The organism is Streptomyces sp. NPDC029169, assembly GCF_055563935.1.
Map to the genome: position 1 here is coordinate 341918 of NZ_JBVHXA010000004.1, position 17132 is coordinate 359049.

Sequence of the window (17132 nt, forward strand, 5' to 3'; positions counted from 1 at the left end):
GCGTCGTGCTCCTCAGAACTGGAGGGACTTGGTCTGGAGGTACTCGGTGAGGCCGTGCGCCCCGAGTTCGCGCCCCACGCCCGACTGCTTGTAGCCGCCGAACGGGGCGAGCGGGTTGAACCGGCCGCCGTTGATGTCGACCTGGCCGGTCTCCATGCGGCGGGCGAAGGCGACGGCCGCCTCCGGCTCGCCCCAGACGGCCCCGGCGAGCCCGTACACGGTCCCGTTGGCGATGGCGAGGGCCTCGTCCTCGTCCTCGTACCGCAGGATCGAGACGACCGGGCCGAAGATCTCCTCCTGGGCGATGGTCATGTCCGGCGTGACGTCGGCGAAGACGGTCGGGGAGACGTAGTAGCCGGTCTCCCGCGGGGCCTCCGGCCCGCCGGCGATGATCCGGGCGCCCTCCTCGACGCCCTTCTCGATGTAGCCGCGCACCCGCGCCTGCTGCCTGGCGTTGACGAGCGGGCCGACGCGCTCGCCGGGGACGTACGTGGCGACGGCCTCGGCGGCCAGCGCCACCGCCTCGTCGTACTGGTCGCGGTGGACGAGCATCCGGGTCCACGCGCTGCACGTCTGGCCGGAGTTGGCCATGACGTTGGCAATGCCGACGGCGACGGCCTTGCCGAGGTCGGCGCTCGGCAGGATGACGTTGGCGGACTTGCCGCCCAGCTCCAGGGCGACCCGCTTGACGGCTCCGCCCGCGAGGGCGCCGATCCGCCGGCCGACGGCGGTCGAGCCGGTGAAGGAGACCAGGTCGACGCCCTCGTGCTCGGCCAGCGCCTGCCCGGCGACCGGGCCGAGGCCGGTGACCAGGTTGAACACCCCGGCCGGGATACCCGCCGCGTGGACCGCCTCCGCGAAGAGCTGGGCGGTCAGCGGGGTGTCCTCGGCCGGCTTGAGGACGACGGTGCAGCCGGCCGCGAGCGCGGGGGCGACCTTGGCGACGATCTGGTGGAGCGGGTAGTTCCACGGGGTGATCGCGCCGACGACACCGACGGGCTCGGAGTAGACGGTGGAGTTGCCGACCTTCTCCTCGAACGAGTGGGTGGCGGCGAGCTCGGCGTACGAGCCGGCGACGGCGATCGGCAGTCCGGCGTGGACGGCGGCGGCGAACTTCGGCGGGGCGCCCAGTTCGGCGGTCACCGTGGCGGCGATCTCCTCGGCGCGGGCCGCGAGGCCGTCGCGGAGCGCGCCGATCAGCTTCGCGCGCTCGGCCGGCGGGGTGGCGGCCCAGCCGCGGAAGGCGGCGCGGGCGGCGCGCACCGCGGCGTCGACGTCCTCGGCGGTACCGGCCGGAACATGGCCGATGATCTGCTCGTCGGCCGGGTTGACGACCGGAATGGTCTCCGTGGAGGCGGCGGGACGCCACTCCCCGCCGATGTACATCGCGTCGTGGCACTTCATCCGCAGTCTCCTCCGCACATGCCGGCCGGTCGGTCCGGCGCCCTAAATTAGCGCTGTTAGTTTTTTGGCGCCAGAGGCGCCTTGCCCCGGCTCAGAAGTCGGCCCGGGTCGGCTCGTCGAGCCGGGCCACGGACTCCTGCCCGTAGGCCTTCCGGTACGCCTCCCTGATCTCCTCGATGCTCGGGTCGTGGAGCCGCGTCTCCGACGACGGGTACAGCAGGATCAGCTCGTACGAACGCTCCCGCTCGATGGTGCCGTTCCGGTCGCGCCACTGTCCACGACCGTTCTGGACAGTCAGGCCCGCCGGAAAGCGGGGCGTGACCTCCTTGTCGACGAAGGCCATGAACTGCTCGTCGGTGACGGCCGGGCCGCCGTCGGGACGCTCGGTCCCGAAGAAGAGCCGCGTCTCGACGTACGCCTTGCCACGCGCCTGCGCCGTGACGGCGGTCTGCGGGGAGGTGTTATCGCCGAGCGTGGCGTACGCGGCGGGGGCACCGGCCGCGATCAGCAGCCCGGCGAAGGCGACGGCGATACGCGTACGAGTGCTGGTGCGGGTACGGGTGGTCAGCGGGCGGATGGGCATGTGCACGTCCTCGTGGTTCGAGCGGGCGGGGCGGGGCGGGGCGGGGTGGGGTGGGCAGGGCGGGTGGCCCGGACCTGGTGTCGAGGCTCGGTAATTCCCCAGTAACGGACCAGTTCTAGCGTCCCGGCCGAGCCCGCCCCGCCACCTCCGCGCTCATTCCCCCATGGACAAAGGGGATCGGGGCGCCGGCTTCCCCCGTACCAGCGATGGAGGAGCCACCCATATGCATCGCAGATCCACCGCCTGGGCCGCGGTCGCCGTCACGGCCGCGGCCCTGCTCGGCGCGCCTTCCGCGGCGGCCGCCCCCACCCCCGGGCCGGCCGCCCAGGTCGATCCGGGCGTCACCGCCACCGTCGAATCCGGCCGGAACGCGACCTTCTTCGTCGTCCTCGCCGACCGCGCCGACCTCTCCGGCGCCCGCCGGCAGCGCGCCCACGCGAAGAAGGCCGCCGCCGCGTTCGACGCGCTGCGCGCCGGAGCCGCCCGCAGCCAGAGCTCGCTGACGCGCTATCTGGACCGGGCGAAGGTCGGCTACGAGTCGTACTGGATCGCCAACGCCGTGAAGGTGACCGGCGACAAGGCGCTCGTCGAGACGCTCGCCGCCCGCCCCGACGTGGCGTCCATCCGCCAGGAGCGGCACTACGCCCTCGACACCGTGGCCCAGGGCGCGGTCACCGCCGAGGAGGCGGGGATCCCCGAGTGGGGCGTCAAGGACGTCAGGGCCGATCAGGTCTGGTCGCAGTACGACAACCGCGGCGAGGGGATCGTCGTCGCGAACATCGACTCGGGTGTCCAGTACGACCACCCGGCGCTGAAGGGGAACTACCGGGGCAACCTGGGGGACGGCACCTTCAGCCACGATTACAACTGGTTCGACCCGACGGGCCAGTGCGCCGGCGGCACGCCCTGTGACAACAACGGCCACGGCACCCACACCATGGGCACCATCGCCGGCGCCGACGGCATCGGCGTCGCCCCCGGCGTGAAGTGGATCGCCGCCAAGGGCTGCGAGGCCCGCAGCTGTTCGGACTCCTCGCTGCTGAAGTCCGGTCAGTGGATCCTCGCGCCGACCGACCGCAACGGGCAGAACCCGCGCCCCGATCTCGCCCCCGACATCGTCAACAACTCCTGGGGCGGCGGGAACACCACCTTCTACCAGGACATCATCGAGTCCTGGAACGCCGCCGGCATCTTCGAGGCGTTCGCGGCCGGCAACTCCGGCGACGGCACGACCTGTTCGACGACGGAGGCCCCCGGCGCCCAGGCCCCGGCCTACGGTGTCGGTGCCTACGACGTCGAGGGGAGGATCGCGAGCTTCTCCGGCTTCGGCCCCTCCCGGGTCGACGGCTCGATGAAGCCGAACCTCTCCGCCCCCGGCGTGAACGTCCGCTCCGCCTGGCCGGGCAACGGCTACCGCGCTATCTCCGGTACGTCGATGGCCACCCCGCACGTCGCAGGCGCCGTCGCCCTGCTCTGGTCCTCGGCCCCGTCGCTCATCGGGAACATCGACGCCACCCGCGCCGCCCTGAACGACTCCGCACGGGATGTCGAGGACACCCACTGCGGCGGTACCGCCGACGCCAACAACGTCTGGGGCGAGGGCAAGCTGGACGTCCTCGCCGCCGTCGACCGGGCCCCGCACACCGCGGCCACCCTCACCGGCACGGTCACGGACCGGGCGACCGGCGCCCCGATCCCCGGCATCACGGTGGCCGCCCGCGCGGGCGACGCCCGGCGCTCGGTGAGCACGGACGCCTCCGGTGCCTACCGGCTGACCCTCGCGGCGGGCACGTACACGCTCTCCACCGGCGGCTACGGCTACCGCACCGCCACCGAGGAGAACCTGACCGTCACCACCGGCCAGTCCCTCACCCACGACCTCGCCCTGGACGCCGTGCCCGCGCACGCCGTCTCCGGCACGGTCCTCGACGTCACCGGCAGGCCGCTGAGGGGAGCCACCGTCCGCTTCACCGACGCCCCGCTCGCGCCGGTCATGACCGACGCCTCCGGCGGCTTCCGCTTCCCGGCCGTCGCCGAGGGCGCCTTCACCCTCACCGCCACCCCGGCCGCGCCGGTCCTGTGCAACGGCGTCCACACGGCCGCCCTGACCGTGGACGGCGTCGAGAACGTGACCGCCGCCCTGCCCGCTCGTACCGACGCCTCCGGCAACAGCTGCCGGCCCGCCGCGTACTCCTGGGTCGACGCCAGGACGAAGCTCGCGCTCTCCGGCGACGAGAACGCGAAGACGATCGCCCTGCCGTTCCCTGTCTCCTTCTACGGCGTCCCGTACAGCGAGGCGAACGTCACCACCAACGGCCTGGTGAACTTCCTCGCCCCGCGCCTCGGCGACTATGCCAACACCGCGCTGCCCGCGCCGGGCCAGCCCAACGGCATCCTCGCGGCCTACTGGGACGACCTCACCCTGGACGCCAAGTCCGCCGTGAGGACCGCGACGACCGGCACGGCGGGTCAGCGGAGGTTCGCGATCGTCTGGGAGAACGCGGCCTTCGCCGCCGACACCTCCCAGCGTGTCACCTTCGAGGCCGTGTTCGAGGAGGCGACCGGCGCGATCGTCCTGCAGTACCAGTCGATCGGCGCGGGCGCGTACGAGTCCGGCGGCAAGGCCACCGTCGGTATCGAGAACCAGGCCGGCACCGACGCCCTGCAGTACTCCTTCAACGAGTCCGTGATCGCCGACAGGTCCGCGATCCGCATCACCCCGAAGGCGGTCCGATGACTTCCACCTCCCGGCGGGCCGTACGCCTCGCCTCCGCCCTGATCGCGGCCGGACTCGCGCTGACCGCCCTGCCTGCCACCACCGCCCACGCCTCCGTGTACGCCGGCGAGGAGCCGGTCGCCCGTGTCCTCACCGACGCCGAGGCCGACGCGCTGGAGCAGCGCGCCGTCGAGGCCGCCGAGCCGCAGCAGGTCACTCCGCAGGGCGCGCCGGAAGCCCCGGCGCCCACCGCCCAGGGCACCGAGGACACCGGGGCCGGTGCGGTGGCCCTCACCGCGGCCTCCGCCCTGGAGACGTACCGCGGGCAGGCCGAGACCGCGCAACTCGGCGGGGGACGCGGGGACTTCCTCGCCGTGCACAGCCTCGGCACGGTCACCCGGCTTACCGCCTCCGGCCGTACCGTGTGGAAGCGGGACAACACCTCGTTGTACGCCGACTGGCAGGTCAGGAACGTCCGGCCGTGGCAGGCCGAGCCGTATCCCGCCCGGATCACCCTCGGCTACCACGCGAACAGCCCGTTCGCGGACCTCGCCGACCGCGGCTGGTCCCAGGGCGATCTGACGGGCGACGGGGTCGCGGACGTCGTCTTCACGGCGGACGTGGGCAACAGCCCGTACCGGCCCTTCACCTCGCCCGGTTCGCCGCTGACCACCGGCACCTTCGTGACCGTCCTCGACGGCCGGACCGGGGCCACGGTCTGGAGCCGACTCTTCGCCGACGCGCAGCAGGTCGTGCTGGTGGGCGACACCCTGCTCGTCGCCGACCAGCCGTCCACCAATCCGAACGCGGACAAGGCGGCCACGGCGACGCTGTACGGCTTCCGCTTCGGGTACGCGGAGGGGCGGCTGACGCCGACGGCGACCTGGACGTACGCCACGGGGAAGCGCGACGGCCGGTGGTCCTCGGTCACCCCGCTGGCCGGTGGCGCGGCGGCCGTCTCCTGGCACGTCCGCAGGACGGCCACGGCGCCCGCCGAGAGCCACACGCTCGTCCTGGGCACGGCCGACGGGTCGGTGCGTTGGCGGACGGACGGGAGCCTGTACGGGCGTGAGGCGGTGCATGACACCTCCCGCGGCCGGCTGGTCGCCCTGGAGCAGTCCGACTACCGCGAGGGGCTGCGGTACGAGATCGCCGCGTACGACCTCGCCGACGGCACCCGGACCGTCCTGGACAACCGGATCAACGCCGTCGGCACCGAACTGGCCGTCGGCGACGTCCGGGACGGCGGCGGCGCGGAGTACGTGTTCGCCGAGGCGACTCTCGACGCGTACCTGTACGTCAACGCTGCCACCGTGCGGGCGCTCGGGGGCTCCGACGGGGGCGAGCTGTGGTCACACACGGTCAAGCGCGGCGAGGACAACGTCAAGGACGGCGACTCGGCGCTGGGTCTGGAGATCGCCGACGGCAGGGTGCTGGCCTCGTACGTGACGACGGAGGGCAAGGAGACGGCCGCCAATCCGGGCGGCTCCCGCTACGGGACCCTGACCGTGCTGAACGGCCGTGACGGCGGGGTGCGGTGGTCGAGGAAGGGCGCGGTGGCCTCGCCGCTGTACGCCCAGCCGTACCGCTCGGGCGACGACTGGCTGGTGCGGACCGTCGACAACGAGCACAACATCCGCTCGTACCGGCTTGGCAACGGCAGCTCCGCCGGTCTCACCCCGCTCCAGGCCGATCTGTCCACCGGCATCGCGGTGGACGTGAACGGCGACGGGGTGAAGGACGTGGTGGCGGCGGGCCAGTCGCACGGGCTGTGGGCGTACGACGGCCCCTCCCTGGCGGCCGGTGAGCCACGGCTGCTGTGGCAGTCCACGCTGCCCGGGTCGGTGGCCGGGGACATCGCGGTCGGTGACACGGACGGCGACGGCCGCGAGGACGACCTCGTGCTCGCCGCCGACAGCGCCGCGGTGATCGTGGACGCCGGTACCGGGGCGGTTCGCAGGACGATCGACGGGGGCGGTCGGTTCGTCCGCTCGGTGACGGTCGCGGACCTGGACGGTGACGGGGACGACGAGGTGCTGGTGCCGACGGACGCGGTCCGCGCGTACAAGGGAAGCGGCCGGCTCGTCTGGTCGTACACCCCCGCCGGCGCAGGCCCGGTGGTCTTCTCCGACCTCGCGGTCGCGGACGACCGGGTCATGGGCTCGTACCAGACGCCGGGGTCGCTGGGCACGGGCGCCGGGGTCGTCAACGGCATGGCGCTGGAGGCCGCTTCGGGCACGCTCGCCTGGGCCGCCGACCCGACCTGGACCGGCGACGCCGACACCCGGATCCACGCGGCGCAGCTCTATCACGGGGTGTACGCCTCCCCCGACATCCCGTACGCGGACGGGCACGCGGTCGTGCACTCCTGGATCGTGCGGGAGGGAAGGTTCTGGACCACGCTCCTCGAGTTCCGTGACGTGCGGACGGGCAAGGTCGTACGGACCGCCACGGGTGGCGGCGCCTGGACGGTCGGCAACTGGTTCACCGGTGACGAGGGTCTGGTCCTCGCCGGCACGGCCTCGTTCCGCACCTTCGCCAAGGACGGCGGCGAGCACGAGATCTACACGCTGCCGACGGTGCACCGGGGCCGGTTCGCGACCGGCCCCGGCGGGCGGCGGCTGTTGATCGGCGGTACGGAGGGCGCCTCCTATGTGTGGGACCCGGCGGTCCTGACGGGGGGCGTGAACTACCCGAACCAGCTGACGCGGATGCAGCGCTTCGCCCAGCAGAACCTGATCGTGGCGGACCTGACCGGTGACGGGGTGGACGAGGTCGTGGGTCTCGGCAAGGACGACACCGGTTTCGACCGGACGATCGAACTGTCCGGCGGGCGCTACCTCCTGTCGGACAGCGGCCTGCACGGCGCGGTGACGGGCGTGCTGACCGTTTCCTGACCGAAGCCTTGCTGACCGAAGCCGCTGGTGGGGGCGCCCATTAGAGTGGGCGCCCTCATGGGCGATGACATATCAGCGGGCGCGCCCCCGGTGCTGCGGGTGCGTCTCCTCGGCGGGTTCGGCGTCGACCGGGACGGCGGGCCGCCGCTCGCCGAGCGGTGGCCACGCCCCAGTGCCCGGACGCTGGTGAAGCTGCTCGCCGTCTCACCCGGCCACCGCCTCCACCGCGAGCAGGCCATGGAGATCTGCTGGCCGGACGCCGATCCCCACTCCGCGCTCGGCAGTCTGCGGGTGGCCCTGCACGCGGCGCGCCGGGCGATCGAGCCCGAGCTGCGGCCCCGGGCGGTCTCCTCCTATCTGACCGGCGAGGGTTCCCTGCTGCGGCTCGATCCGCGGACGGTACGGATCGACGCCGACGAGGCCGAAGCGCTCGCCGAGGCGGCCCTGGCGCACGGCGGGCGCGCCGGACTGGCCGCGGCCCTCGACGCGTTCACGGGCGAGCTGCTGCCCGAGGACCGCTACGCCCCCTGGGCCGAGGCCCGCCGCGCACGCCTGTCCGCCCTGCGGGAGCGCACCCTCCTGGCGCTGGCGGCGGCACATCTGGCTGCCGGGGCACCGGAGGAGGCGGTACCCGCAGCGGAGCGCGTCCTGGCGTCGGCCCCGGCGGAGGAGGGCGCGCACCGGATCCTGATCGAGGCGTACCTCCGGCAGGGGCTGCGGCGGCGTGCGGTGGCGCAGTACCACCTGTGCCGGGAGGCACTGGACGCGGAGTTCGGTGTGCGGCCCGGTGCCGAGACCGAGCGGCTGCACCGGGAGGCGCTCGCCGCGCCCGTACCGTCCTCCCGGTCGGTACGCCCCACGCTGCCGGCCGTGGTGCGCCGCCCGCCCGCCTCGCCCCTGCGCGGCCGGGACGAGGTGCTGGCCCGGCTCCTGGACCCCGCTTCCCCGCCCGTGCTCCTGGTCACGGGTGAGGCAGGTCTCGGCAAGACCCGGCTCGTGGGCGAGGCGGCCCGCAGGGCGGCCAAGGAGGGGACGGCCGTCCTGTGGGGGGCGGCGCACGACGCGGAGGGGCACACGCCGTACGGTCCGTTCGCCGAGGCCCTCGACGGCTGGCTGGCGGACCGCCCGGCCGCCGAGAGGTCCCGGGCGGGCGCCGAGTACCCCGAACTGGCCGCGCTTCTGCCCTCCTTGGGCCGGGTGCGGCCGGTGTCGGGCCGGAGTCCCGAGGAGGAGCGGGACCGGCTGTTCCGGGCGGCTGCCGGGCTGCTCGGGGAACTGGCGGCGGAGCGGCCCGTGTTGCTGGTGCTGGACGACCTCCATGCGGCGGACTTGGGCTCGTTCCAGCTCCTCAGCCATCTTGCTCGCCAGGCAGGCGACACGGGAAGGGCTTGGCGATTTCTCGCCACCATCCGCCCCGAGGAGCTGCCGGCCTCCGATCCGCGCCGCCACACGCTCGACGTGATGCCGCGCCAGTCGCTCGCACTCACGGTGGAGCTGCCCCGCCTGACCCGCGAGGCGTGCCTGGCCCTGACGGCGGACGTGCTCGGCGAGGCCGATGCGGGGGCCGGGGCCGTTGAGGGTGCCGGGGCCGTGTCCCTCGCCGTACCCGTACCCGTACCCGTACCCGTACCCGTGCCCGAATCCGTACCCGTACCCGTACCGGAGCGGGTGTGGGAGCTGTCGCTCGGCAATCCGCTGTTCGCCCTCGAACTTGCGCGCGCGGTACGGGAGGGCGGCGACGGGCGGACTGGCGCGCCCGAGAGCGTCCGGCAGTTGGTCGCGGAACGCCTCGGGCGGCTCGGCGGCGCGGCCCGCCGCGTGGTCGAGGTGGTCGCCGTGGCAGGTCAGGACGCGGCGCTGGCCGAGGTCCTCGACGTGGCCCGGCGGGGCGGTCATCCGCGGCTCTCGGCCGCCGAGGCCACCGAGGCGGTGGACGCCGCCGTCGCCGCCTCCGTGGTCGAGGAACGGATCGTCGTCGCCGAGGGCCGGCCGGCGGCCGGGCTCGCCTTCCGTCATCCGCTGGTCCGGCTGACCTGCTACGAAGCGCTGTCCACCGCCCGGCGCCGGCTGCTGCACTCGGCGTACGCGGAGGCGGTGCTGCGCCGCAGGCCCGAGGCGGTGGACATACTCGCCACCCATCTGACCCGCGCCGACGACCCGCGCGCCACGGCCTATCTGCGTCGGGCCGCCGAACGGGCCGCCGTCCTGTACGCCAACGACACCGCCGACCGCTACTACGCCGAACTCACCGAGCGGCTCGACGCGCTGGCCGCGGAGTCGGCGCGGGCGAGGATCGACCGCAGTGCCGTGCTGCGCCGGATGGGCCGCTTCGAGGAGGCCGCGCGGCTCCTCGCGGAGGCGCGGGCGGAACTGCGGCGGCGCGGCGACCGGGACGGTCAGGTCCTGGCGACGGCCCGGCTCGCCGAGTTGATGCCGAAGACCCGCAGCAGCGACGAGGGACTGCGGCTGCTCGACTCCTGCCCGCCCGGGCCCTGGACTCCGGCGGCGACGGCGAGCGCGCACCATCTGGCGCGGGCGGTGCTGTGTTTCGTCGCGGGGCGGTACGAGGACGGGGTGACGGCCGCGCGGGCGGCGGAGGAGACGGCTCAGGCGGTGGACGGGCCGGAGCGGCGTGGTCTGCTCGCCCGGGCCCTGGCGGCGCGGGCGACCTCGCTGGGGCTCGCGGGGCGGTTCGGGGAGGCGGGCCCGGTCGCCTACGAGGCGCTGCCGCACGCGGAGGCGTACGGCGATCCGCAGCTGCTGGCCTCGGTGCTCTCGGTGCTGCGTGAGACCGCGCGCCGGGCGGGGCGGCTGCGCGAGGCGATCGCGACGGGCCGGCGCGCGCTGGAGCTCGCCGAGCGCTCGGGCGATCCGACCGCGTCGGTCTTCGAGCGGGCCAATCTCGCCGAACTCCATCTGCTCGTGGAGGAGACGGCCGAGGCGCGGCAGCTGGCGGAGACCGCGGTGCGGGATGCGGAGCCGGACGGGGTCTGGTGCGCGCCGTACGCCTGGGTGGCGCTGGCCCGGGTACGGATGCGGATGGCGGAGCCCGGGGCCGTGGCGCTCCTCGACTCTGCCGAGCGCACGGCCCGGTCGCAGGGCGACCATCAGGCGCGGCAGGAGGTGCGCTCGGCGCGCGCCGAGGCGGCGATACGGGAGGGCCGGCCGCAGGAGGCGCTGGCCCTGCTGGCGGAGAGCGGGGAGCCCGGGACGGCGCATCTGACGGCGTGGGCCCAACTGGCGTGCGGGCGCGCCGAGGAGGCGGCCTCGGTGGCCGCCGCGGAGGTCGTACGGGCGGAGCGGGCCGGGGAGCGGCTCGCGGAGGCGGAGGCCCGTACCGCGCACGCCGCCGCGCTGGCCGCCCTCGGCCGCGCGCGGGAGGCGGCGGAGGGGTTCGACAGGGCGGCGGCGCTGGCGGCGGAACTGCCGTATCCGGCGGGCGCGCGCCGGGTGGCGAGGGCCCGCGGCACGACGGACGGCGCGCGTCTCAGATCTCCCGGGCGACGTCCGTGAGGTGGGCGAAGACGACGACGTTCGACGCGTAGCCCTTCTTGGGGTCGAAGGTTCCGCCGCAGGTGAGCAGCCGCAGTTCGGGACGGTCCGTGGAGCCGTACACCTCCTGGTCGGGGAACTCCTCCTTCGTATACGTACGGACCCTGTCGACCGTGAAGACGGCGACCTTGCCGTCGGCCCGGGCGACACGGACGGTGTTGCCGGGGGCGAGCGAGTTGAGGTTGAGGAAGATCGCGGGTCCGGTACGGGTGTCACGATGGCCGACGACGATCGCCGTGCCGCGCTCGCCCGGGGCGGCACCGCCCGCGTACCAGCCGACGACCCGGGGGTTCTCGACCGGTGGGGTGCCGAGCTGTCCTGACCGGTCGAGGCTCAGGCCGATGATCGGGGCCTCGATGGTGATCGCCGGGATGGCGAGTCTGGTGGCGCGCGAGCGGGCCAGGGGCGCAGGCGGCGGCGACGGCGTGGCCGGGGCCTTGGGGCGGGGCTTGACCGCCTGGGGCGGGGGCTTGGGACTGGACTCTGCCTGCGGCTTCTGGTCGGGGTGCTGCCCGTGCGTGGCCGGGGCGGCGGCGATCGGTGGGCCGGACGGTTCCTCGTCCTGGGCCCACCAGATGCCGCCGACGACCAGCGACAGGGTCACCACCACCGTCCGGGCGAGCCGGAGAAGGCGCCGCTGCCTGCGCGTGAAGCGGGACCTACGCGGCGCCATCGGTGCGGCGGCGCGACCGACGGATGAGGATCACGCCCGCCGTGCCGGCGACGGCTGCGGCGATGGCCGATCCGATCCCGAAGGCCGAGTTGTCGGACGCGAGCTCGGCGCTACCGCCACCGCCGGCACCGACCGGGCCGTGGGGCTTGTGGTACGGGGGCTTGGTGTGCGGAGGCTTGGTGGGGCCGCCGTTACCGCCGTTGTCGCCGTTGGGCGGTTGCGTCGGGCCGTTGATGTCCTTGCAGTCGACCTTGAAGACCTTGCTCTTCTTGGCGCCCATCTGGCCTTCCCAGGTCCACTCGATCTTGTACATGCCGTCGGTCAGGCGCAGGTCATCGGTCCACCACCTCTCCGAGGTCAGATGGATGGTGCCGGACAGGGTGGTGGTGTCCGTCGGGGGCTGGGGCGAGATCGCCCAGCTGACGTCCTGGATGGTGTCGAAGTTGAATGCCGCGATGTAGAACGGGCACACCTTCGTCACGGTGCGCTGGTCGTCATGGGGCGTGCGCGGCTCGTACGGCGGGTACGGGCCGGCGTGGTGGATCTTGATGTCGCCGTTGTCGCCGGGGGCGGCGAAGGCGGCGGGTGCGCCGCCCAGGGCCACACCGCCGATAGTGAGGGCAGCCACGGCGGCGGAGAGCAAGGGGCGGACAACCTGAGCGGTCATGCGGGGGTTCCTCCAGTCACGAAGACGTCGGACAGATCAGCCGATAATCTGACTATCAGTTACATGACCACTACTCAGGGTGCGCAACGCCGCGCGAGTCCTCGAATCCCCCGGACAGCCGAAAGCCCCGGCCACCGTCGGTGACCGGGGCCTGTGCCCTGGCGTCAGATGATTCCGAAGAGGATCCCCGCCGCCAGCACCACCAGCGACGTGAGCGCGGCCCACTTCACCGTGAACTTCGTGTGGTCGCCGAACTCGACCTTCGCCATGCCGACCAGGACGTACACGGCCGGAACCAGCGGGCTGGACATGTGCAGCGCCTGGCCGACGAGCGAGGCCCTGGCGATCTCCAGCGGCGACACGCCGTGGGCCGCGCCCGCCTCCGCCAGGACCGGCAGGACACCGAAGTAGAAGCCGTCGTTCGACATGAAGTACGTGAGCGGGAGGCTGAGCAGACCGGTGACCAGCGCCATGTGCGGGCCCATGCCCTCGGGGATGGCGCCCACGAGCCAGTCGGCCATGTGCTTGACCATGCCCGTGCCGGTGAGGACACCGGTGAAGACGGCGGCGGCGAAGACCATGCCGGTCACGTTGAGGACGTTGTCGGCGTGGGCGGCGATCCGGGCCTTCTGGTCGGCCATCTTCGGGTAGTTGACGGTGAGCGCGAGCGCGGCGCCGAGCAGGAAGAGGACCGGGATCGGCAGCAGCTCCAGGATCATCGCGGTGAGCAGCGCGACGGTGAGACCGGCATTGAACCAGTACAGCCGGGGCCGCAGCGTCGGGCGGTTGGGGTCGAGCCCCTGGAAGCCCTCGCCCTCGGCGGGCTGCCCCGGTGCGCCGGCGGAGCCGCCGGACGCCTGCGGCGTGTCCGTACCGTCACCCGCACCGCCGCCCGCCTTCACCAGGACGGTCTCGGTCTGCGGCTCCAGGACCTCGTCCAGGGTGAGGTAGCCGATGCGCTTGCGCTCGCGGCGGCCGAGGACGTACGCGAGGGCGAAGACGAAGAGCAGGCCGACGCCGAGAGCCGGGATCATCGGGACGAAGATGTCGGCCGCGTCGACCTTGAGCGCGGTCGCGGCACGGGCGGTGGGGCCGCCCCAGGGCAGGGTGTTCATGACGCCGTTGGCGGTGGCGGCGACGCCGGTCATCACGACCAGGCTCATCCCGAGCCGCTTGTAGAGCGGATACATCGCCGAGACGGTGATCATGAACGTGGTGGAGCCGTCGCCGTCGAGCGAGACGATCGCGGCTAGTACCGCCGTACCGACCACCACCCGCAGCGGGTCGGCCTTGCAGAAGCGCAGGATGCCCCGGACGATCGGGTCGAAGAGGCCGACGTCGATCATCACGCCGAAGTAGACGATGGCGAACATCAGCATCGCGGCGGTGGGGGCGAGCTTCTCCACGCCTTCGATGACGAAGTCGCCGAACTGTGCCCCCTGTCCGACGGCGACACAGAACAGCGCGGGGATCAAGACGAGCGCCGCGATCGGCGACATCTTCTTCATCATGATCAGGACCAGGAAGGTCGCGATCATGGCGAAGCCGAGGACGGTCAGCATGGAGGACACCTCACGTTCACCCTTGAACTCACACCGGGGCGGCTCCCGCCGGTGCGGCGGTTCGGATGACGTTAGGTGCCCTCTTCTGCTGTTAACAAGATGTTGACGCGTGAGCAATACGAGCAAAACCCCAGGTCACGGCAGGGGTCCGGCCCAGGGTCAGGGCAGGGGCGTCAGCTCCACCGGGAAGCCGTTGAGCACGGCGGTGCCGGAGAGCGGGTCCAGGCGGGAGCCGTCCAGGAGCTGGTTGACGTTGACGCCGGGGCGCGCGGCGGCGACGGCGAGACGGGTGCCGGGCCGATCGTGGCCCCAGCCGTGGGGCAGGCTCACCACCCCGCTCCGTACGGTGTCGGTGATCTCCACCTCGACCTCCAGGGCACCGCCCTCGGCCGCGATCCGGGCCGGTTTGCCGTCGGCGAGACCGAGCCGGTCGGCGTCGTCCGGGTGGACCTGGAGGGTGCACCGGTTCGAACCGCCGTTGAGGGACGGCGCGTTGTGCAGCCAGCTGTTGTTCGAGCGCAGATGGCGGCGGCCGACGAGCACCAGGCCGCCCGGTTCCGCGTCGAGGGCGGCGCGCAGCCGGGGCAGGTCGGCGGCGATCGGCTCGGGCAGCAGCTCGACGCGTCCGCTGCGGGTCCTGAGGATCCCGGGGAGGCGGGGCTTCAGGGGGCCGAGGTCGATGCCGTGCGGCGCCCGGAGCAGGTCGTCGAGGGTGAGGTCGTACGGGCCGAGGCGGAGCATCAGGTCAAGCCGTCGCAGGGGCCCGGTCGCCCCGCTCAGCTGTGCCGCCACGGCCTTGGGGTCGGCGCCGTGGACGGGCGAATGGGGCTGGGCGACGGCCTTGGCGAGGGTCGTGTCGATGGCGAGGTCGTCGACGGCCGAGGGCGGGGCGCCGTGCATCCCGGAGACGGCGAGGATCAGCCGTGCGTGTATCTCGCACTCGTCCATGCGTCCCTCTTCCAGAGGGACGGCGGCCGGGGTGAAGCGGGCCTGGTCGCGGACGGCGAAGTTGTTGAAGGCGAAGTCGAAGTGGGCGCTTTGGGAGGGCGGCGGCGGGGGCAGGACGACGTCGGCGTGACGGGTGGTCTCGTTGAGGTACGGGTCGACGGCGACCATGAAGTCCAGGGCGCCGAGCGCCCGGTCGAGGCGCAGCCCGTCGGGCGCGGACAGGACGGGGTTGGCGGCGAGGGTGATCACCGCGCGGATGCACCCCTCCCCCTCCGTCTCGATCTCCTCGGCAAGCGCGGCCATGGGCAGCTCGCCCTTTGCCTCGGGGTGGCCGGAGACCCTGCTTGTCCAGCGGCCGAGCGTGAAGCCCTTGCCGGGGCCCGCCGGCCGGGGCGCGGGGGCGGTGGCGGAGAGCGGGAAGAGCGCGCCGCCGGGGCGGTCGAGGTTGCCGGTGAGGACGTTGAGGACGTCGACGAGCCAGTTGGCGAGGGTGCCGTACGCGACGGTGGAGCTGCCCATCCGGCCGTAGACGGCGGCCGTGGGCGCGGCGGCGAGTTCGCGGGCGACGGTACGGATGGTGGCGGCGTCCACGTCGCAGGCGGCGGCGACGGCCTCGGGCGTGAACTCCCGTACCGCCTCCCGTACGTCCTTCATGCCCAGGACGTGCTCGGCGAGCGCGCCGGGGGCGGCGAGGTCCTCCGCGAAGAGGGTGTGGACGAGCGCGGCGAGGAAGAGGGCGTCGGCGCCGGGGCGGATGGAGACATGGCGGTCGGCGAGCCGGGCCGTGCGGGTGCGGCGCGGGTCGACGACGGTGAGGGTGCCGCCGCGCCTGCGCAGCGCCTTGAGCTTGCCGGGGAAGTCGGGCGCGGTGCAGAGACTGCCGTTGGAGTCCAGGGGGTTGGCGCCGAGCATCAGGAGATGGCCGGTGCGGTCCAGGTCGGGGACGGGTATGGCGAAGGGGTCCCCGAAGAGCAGTCCGCTGGAGACGTGCTTGGGCATCTGGTCGAGCGTGGAGGCCGTGAACAGGTTCCGGGTCCGCAGGGCGCCGATCAGCAGGGGCGGATAGAGGGCGCCGGCCATGGTGTGGACGTTCGGGTTACCGAGCACGATACCCACCGCGTTCGGCCCGTACGCCTCGATGAGGGGCCGGATCCGGGCGGCGATCGTGTCGAACGCCTCCTCCCATGTGGCCTCCCGCAGCGCGCCGTCCTTGCGGACGAGGGGCCCGGTGAGCCGGTCGGGATCGGCGTCCACCTCGGCGAAGGAGGCGCCCTTGGGGCAGATGAACCCCTGGCTGAAGATGTCGTCGCGGTCCCCGCGGGCGCTGGTGACCCGGGTCCCGTCGAGGGTCAGGGTCAGCCCGCAGGTGGCTTCGCAGAGCGGGCAGATGCGCAGGGCGGTGGACATGGCGACTCCCTGAGGCGGGGCGGCGGCGGTAACGCGCGGGCACCAGCGAGCATACCGACCGGTACGCACGGTGGGGAGGGGTCACGTCAGCGAGGGGGCGAGATAGGCGTAGAGGAGTTCGCGGGTCTCGGCGATGAGTGCGGCATCCCCGGACGGGGCCGTACGGAAGGCGAGTTGGAGCAGCGCGTCCGCGGCCTCGACGCCGACGAGGACCTTTCGGCGCAGGGCGTCGTCGGCGGTGCGGTCGAGATGGGTGGCGAGGAGACCGCAGAGACGGTCGGCGACGAGATGGTTGGCGTCGCCGGACGCTTCGTCGCCGGCGGGCGCCGGACCGCTGGGCGCGGGAACGCCGAAGTCGACGAGCGCGAAGCCGGGGACGGTGCGCTTCATCGCGATGTACTCGTCCAGGACTCCGTCGATCGCGCTGTACGCGTCGACCTGCCCGGCCACCGCGAGGCGGGCGGTGATCCGCTCGGCGTAGCGGTCGAGGTTGCGGTGGGCGAGGGCGTCGGCCATGGCGCGCTTGTTGCCGAAGAAGCGGTAGACGGAGCCGATGGGAACGCCCGCGCGGACGGCGACGGCACGGGTGCTCAGCTGCTCGTACCCGGTCTCGTCGAGGAGTTCGGCGCAGGCGTCGAGGATCCGGGCGAGGCGCTCGGCGCTGCGCTGCTGGACGGGGGTGCGACGGAGGGAAGGCTGGGGCACGGGGTCCATGATGCCGCT

At 73.3% G+C, this 17132-nt stretch carries 10 protein-coding genes; 3 read left to right on the forward strand and 7 right to left on the reverse strand.

Going from position 1 to position 17132, the window contains the following annotated elements; genetic code table 11:
* Positions 1 to 12 precede the first annotated feature (12 nt).
* Both ACZ4VI_RS10840 and ACZ4VI_RS10845 read right to left on the reverse strand, forming a co-directional pair.
* Entirely contained in the window at positions 13 to 1404 is a 1392-nt protein-coding gene (locus ACZ4VI_RS10840) for an aldehyde dehydrogenase family protein (RefSeq protein ID WP_467998646.1), read from the reverse strand.
* Positions 1405 to 1495: 91 nt separating this feature from the next.
* Positions 1496 to 1987: a DUF3574 domain-containing protein gene (locus ACZ4VI_RS10845; protein ID WP_467998648.1), complete on the reverse strand. Its 492-nt coding sequence runs from the start codon at positions 1985 to 1987 to the stop codon at positions 1496 to 1498.
* 223 nt (positions 1988 to 2210) lie between these two features.
* Here ACZ4VI_RS10845 and ACZ4VI_RS10850 point away from each other — a divergent pair, with 223 nt between their 5' ends.
* The 3 genes from ACZ4VI_RS10850 to ACZ4VI_RS10860 are packed head-to-tail and all read left to right on the forward strand — an operon-like array spanning position 2211 to position 11113.
* Positions 2211 to 4724, forward strand: coding sequence for a S8 family serine peptidase (locus tag ACZ4VI_RS10850; protein ID WP_467998649.1), 2514 nt, complete (start codon positions 2211 to 2213; stop codon positions 4722 to 4724).
* On the forward strand, positions 4721 to 7600 hold the full coding sequence (locus ACZ4VI_RS10855; RefSeq protein WP_467998651.1) for an FG-GAP repeat domain-containing protein: 2880 nt from the start codon (positions 4721 to 4723) through the stop codon (positions 7598 to 7600). Before ACZ4VI_RS10850 ends, ACZ4VI_RS10855 begins: the two co-directional genes overlap by 4 nt.
* A gap of 57 nt (positions 7601 to 7657) precedes the next feature.
* Entirely contained in the window at positions 7658 to 11113 is a 3456-nt protein-coding gene (locus ACZ4VI_RS10860) for an ATP-binding protein (protein WP_467998653.1), read from the forward strand.
* On the opposite strand, the gene ACZ4VI_RS10865 is transcribed toward ACZ4VI_RS10860, so the two are convergent.
* The 5 genes from ACZ4VI_RS10865 to ACZ4VI_RS10885 form a co-directional block, all read right to left on the reverse strand.
* A complete protein-coding gene (locus tag ACZ4VI_RS10865) occupies positions 11088 to 11825 on the reverse strand; it encodes a class F sortase (protein ID WP_467998655.1) in 738 nt (245 codons plus the stop codon). The two genes, ACZ4VI_RS10860 and ACZ4VI_RS10865, sit on opposite strands and share 26 nt — an antisense overlap.
* Entirely contained in the window at positions 11812 to 12492 is a 681-nt protein-coding gene (locus tag ACZ4VI_RS10870) for a hypothetical protein (RefSeq protein ID WP_467998657.1), read from the reverse strand. The genes ACZ4VI_RS10865 and ACZ4VI_RS10870 overlap by 14 nt, the downstream gene beginning before the upstream one ends.
* A 164-nt stretch (positions 12493 to 12656) precedes the next feature.
* A complete protein-coding gene (locus tag ACZ4VI_RS10875) occupies positions 12657 to 14054 on the reverse strand; it encodes a CitMHS family transporter (RefSeq protein WP_467998658.1) in 1398 nt (465 codons plus the stop codon).
* A gap of 159 nt (positions 14055 to 14213) precedes the next feature.
* Positions 14214 to 16409 (reverse strand): molybdopterin oxidoreductase family protein, encoded by a 2196-nt coding sequence (locus tag ACZ4VI_RS10880; RefSeq protein WP_467998659.1) that lies wholly within the window; start codon positions 16407 to 16409, stop codon positions 14214 to 14216.
* Positions 16410 to 16490: 81 nt separating this feature from the next.
* Positions 16491 to 17123, reverse strand: coding sequence for a TetR/AcrR family transcriptional regulator (locus ACZ4VI_RS10885; protein ID WP_467998661.1), 633 nt, complete (start codon positions 17121 to 17123; stop codon positions 16491 to 16493).
* Positions 17124 to 17132 lie beyond the last annotated feature (9 nt).